At 43.1% G+C, this 3835-nt stretch carries 4 protein-coding genes and 1 tRNA gene; 4 read left to right on the top strand and 1 reads right to left on the bottom strand.

Going from position 1 to position 3835, the window contains the following annotated elements; genetic code table 11:
- Positions 1-873: IS66 family transposase (gene tnpC, locus C4S61_RS15315; RefSeq protein WP_146064423.1), on the top strand; the 873-nt coding region annotated here is incomplete at its 5' end.
- Positions 874-879: 6 nt separating this feature from the next.
- Here the strand turns inward: tnpC and C4S61_RS15310 are convergent.
- Positions 880-1569 (bottom strand): hypothetical protein, encoded by a 690-nt coding sequence (locus C4S61_RS15310; RefSeq protein ID WP_103925679.1) that lies wholly within the window; start codon positions 1567-1569, stop codon positions 880-882.
- A gap of 254 nt (positions 1570-1823) precedes the next feature.
- On the opposite strand from C4S61_RS15310, the gene C4S61_RS15305 reads away from it, so the two are divergent.
- The 3 genes from C4S61_RS15305 to C4S61_RS15295 all read left to right on the top strand — a co-directional run bounded on the left by C4S61_RS15305 (position 1824) and on the right by C4S61_RS15295 (position 3828).
- Positions 1824-2168 (top strand): HigA family addiction module antitoxin, encoded by a 345-nt coding sequence (locus tag C4S61_RS15305; protein ID WP_103925678.1) that lies wholly within the window; start codon positions 1824-1826, stop codon positions 2166-2168.
- 101 nt (positions 2169-2269) lie between these two features.
- Positions 2270-3532: a replication-associated recombination protein A gene (locus C4S61_RS15300; RefSeq protein ID WP_103925677.1), complete on the top strand. Its 1263-nt coding sequence runs from the start codon at positions 2270-2272 to the stop codon at positions 3530-3532.
- A 221-nt stretch (positions 3533-3753) separates the two neighbouring features.
- A tRNA-Val gene (locus tag C4S61_RS15295) sits at positions 3754-3828 on the top strand.
- Positions 3829-3835: the final 7 nt, after the last annotated feature.

Here is a 3835-nt window from a genome sequence, read left to right as displayed (position 1 = left end):
ATCATGAGGGGTTGGGAGCAAATCAGGCCACTCTGGGAGCTGATGCGGCTGATAGTTCTCAACCAAAAATACCTCCAGGTAGACGAAACACCGATCAAAGTTCTGGACAGAGATCACAAAAACGGAATCCATCAGGGGTACATGTGGCTCTATCATGCCCCGGTGGACCGGCTTGTCCTGTTTGACTACCGAAGAGGCCGGGATCAATCCGGCCCCAAAGCCATGTTGGCAGACTTTAAAGGAATCATCCAGACCGATGGGTATAAGGTCTATCATATCCTGTATGACAACCATCCCCATATCCAGCTGACTTTCTGCATGGCCCATGCCCGCAGATATTTTGTCGATGCGGTTAAGGATGATGAAAAGCAGGCCAACTACGTGCTGGACCAAATGCGCACGCTATACCTGCTGGAAGAAAAATTGAATGCTGAAAACGCGACATGGGAACAGCGGACTGAGGCCAGAAAAAAACATGCGGTTCCCGTTTTGGAAACACTGGGTAGCTGGCTGAAAGAAAATCTTTACAAGTACAGACCGGCAAGTCCAATGGGCGAAGCCATTGCCTATGCCCACAAACGCTGGGCAGGACTTAGTGCCTATACACTCCACGGACAGATGGAAATCGACAACAACCTGGTCGAAAATGCGGTTCGTCCACTTGCCATAGGAAGAAAAAACTACCTCTTCGCCGGTTCACATGAGGCTGCCGAAATGACCGCAGCGATGTATTCGTTCATGGCCAGCTGCAAAAAGAATAATATCCATGAGTTTGAATGGCTCAAAGATGTCTTCGAACGAATCCAAAGTATAAACCACAAAAGCCTCTACCAGCTGTTACCCTCTAACTGGAAGGAATACCGCCCTACATGATTTTTTTTACTTACAATATGGGTTGGTCGGATGGATACTTTTGATTACGACATTGGCAAATCCATGTAATGAGGTCGCGTTGAACAATAGGTCACCAGGATTAAAATTACCGATTGGGGATTGGGTAATTCCTAGCTCGCTCGCATTGATGATGGAAATGTTTCGAATATTATTCTGGGAAGGAAAACCCATTTGATTAAACTCATTCTGGAAAGCAGTGAAATCAGAATGAGGATTGGCCCCTTTGTTCCTGAGTAGCATTTGTCTAGCCGCCGGACTATTGAGATAGGCTTTTCCTCGGTCAATGTCATTTTGAGCAATATTAAATAGCTGCCTGATATCAATATCATTTTCATTGGTAGGATCAAAACCCTCCACGATAATCACAGGTTTATCGAATATTCGATCACAGCCATTGTACAACCAAGCTTGCCCTCCTGATAGAGTTTGCACACGCCCGTTTGGATTTACTACTTGATCCGAAGACAAATTGAAAATAATATCAGGTTTCGTATTGTCATATTCAGTTACGAGAATTTTGGAATAAATCAGATACTCATCCTTGGAATCACTTATTTTGGTAATGATAGCTTTTTCACCAGACCCAGCATACTTAACTCCAACTTTTTCACCCATAACAATTTCCACAAATCCATTTCCGTCAGAAAAGTCAATAGATACTTTGGTTTCATCCAATTAGTGATAATCAATTATTCTTTTACCGGCTAATCAAAAGATTTTCTGAAATTTAATATTCAGTTAATTTTTTGACTAACACGCAAATAATCGTAATGAAATAATCTAAATAAAAATTTGGTTCGGAAATTGGCTATCCTAATTAGTTTAAATAGCGTAAATTTTGAAATAGTCCATTTTACCTATTTAACTCATTTGAACATAAGGTATGAGGCTTTGGTGGACTTTGAGACTTATAAATAAAAGTCAACATTATGGACAAACTCAAAAACGTTCATCCTGACGAAATTCTGTCAGAAGAATTCTTAAAACCAATGAAAGTCTCCGCATATAGACTTGCCAAGGAAACCCATATTCCTCAAACAAGGATCTCTGAGATCATTCAGAGAAAAAGATGGATTACCGCAGATTCAGCGTTAAGGTTTTCCAAATTTTTTGGAACCACTCCAACTTTTTGGCTGGGATTACAGAATGATTTCGACCTGGAAGAAGAAAAAACCACAAAACAGACAGCGATTGACTCAATCACTCCATTCGATTACAATCAGTCCTTAAAAGGCCTTTTTTTTATCCTAATTTGCGTTTGGATTACCAACTGAAGCCATCTAAATTCTGCCCATTAAGGCCCTTTTCTTGATACTAAAATCTAGCTAACTGATACTTTCTAGCCTCTTTCTTCTTATCTCTTGCCTCTAAAAAAATGAACCCCACTCCCCTAGCCGAACGCATGCGTCCTACCCGATTGGAAGAATTGATCGGTCAGGAGCATTTATCTTCACCCAATTCCTTTTTGCACAAGGCCATCAAGTCAGGAAATGTGCCTTCTCTGATCCTTTGGGGGCCTCCAGGTGTGGGAAAAACGACCATCGCCAATATCATCGCCAATGAGATTAAAGCGCCATTCTACACCCTGAGTGCGATCAGTTCGGGCGTGAAAGACATTCGGGAAGTGATTGAAAAAGCACGATTTCAACAAGGCGTAGTTCTCTTTATCGACGAGATCCACCGCTTCAATAAGTCTCAGCAGGACGCACTTTTGGGTGCTGTGGAAAAGGGGACCATCCGCTTGATCGGTGCAACGACTGAAAACCCTTCCTTTGAAATCAACGCCGCCTTGCTGTCCAGATGTCAGGTTTTCACCCTCAATGCCTTGGGGAAACCCGAACTCGAGGCGATGATGCATCAGGCACTTGAAAAAGATGTCGATCTCAAGAAAATCACCGTTGAGTTGAAAGAAATCGATGCTCTACTTCGAATCTCCGGCGGTGATGGCAGAAAACTCCTCAATCTTCTGGAAATCGTCATCAACGGCATCAACGAGAATCCCTGTGTAATCACGGACGAAATCGTGATGAAGATTGCTCAGCAAAAAGTAGCGCTATATGACAAATCTGGCGAGCAGCATTATGACATCATTTCAGCCTTTATCAAATCGATTCGTGGGTCGGATCCGAACGCAGCTGTTTACTGGTTGGCACGGATGATTGAAGGCGGAGAAGATGTCAAATTCATCGCAAGACGCCTGGTCATCCTCTCCTCAGAAGACATCGGTAACGCAAACCCAAATGCCTTGCTTTTGGCCACGAATTGCTTCGAAGCAGTCAAAATCATCGGCTACCCTGAGGCCAGAATCATTCTTTCGCAATGCGTGACCTATTTGGCCAGCTCTCCAAAGAGCAACGCTTCTTACGTGGCGATCAATCAAGCCCAAGCCTTAGTTCGTGAAAAAGGAGATCTATCTGTGCCACTTCATCTCAGAAATGCTCCTACAAAGCTGATGAAGGACTTGAACTACGGCAAGGCTTACAAGTATTCCCATGACTTCCCGGGCCACTTTGTTGAGCAGGAATTTTTACCCGATGAAATCAAAGGAACCAAACTTTACGAACCGGGAGAAAACACCCGGGAAAATGAGTTGCGGAAGTATTTGTCCGGAAAGTGGAAGGGCAAATACGGGTATTAACGAGTTGGGAAGACCGAAGACAGGAGACAGAAGGTTTGAAACCACAGCCAATATCAATTAAAAAATCTGCGGCCTTTTCTGCGTTAATCTGCGGGAAGTAAAATTCATTTAAAGGAAACAAAAAAAATACCCCTCATTTTCAAACCTTTGCAAAGGAAACAAATATTTTATTTGCCTTTAAAAAATTAGAATCTACCTTTGCAATCCGTTTGATAAGCGACGGGAGTTTAGCTCAGCTGGTTCAGAGCATCTGCCTTACAAGCAGAGGGTCGGGGGTTCGAATCCCTCAACTCCCACTTTCAG

It is taken from the genome of Algoriphagus boritolerans DSM 17298 = JCM 18970 (assembly GCF_900108085.1).
Classification (GTDB): Bacteria; Bacteroidota; Bacteroidia; order Cytophagales; family Cyclobacteriaceae; genus Algoriphagus; species Algoriphagus boritolerans.
The sequence above is the reverse complement of the archived record's forward strand: the minus strand, read 5'-3'. Positions and strand labels throughout refer to the sequence as shown.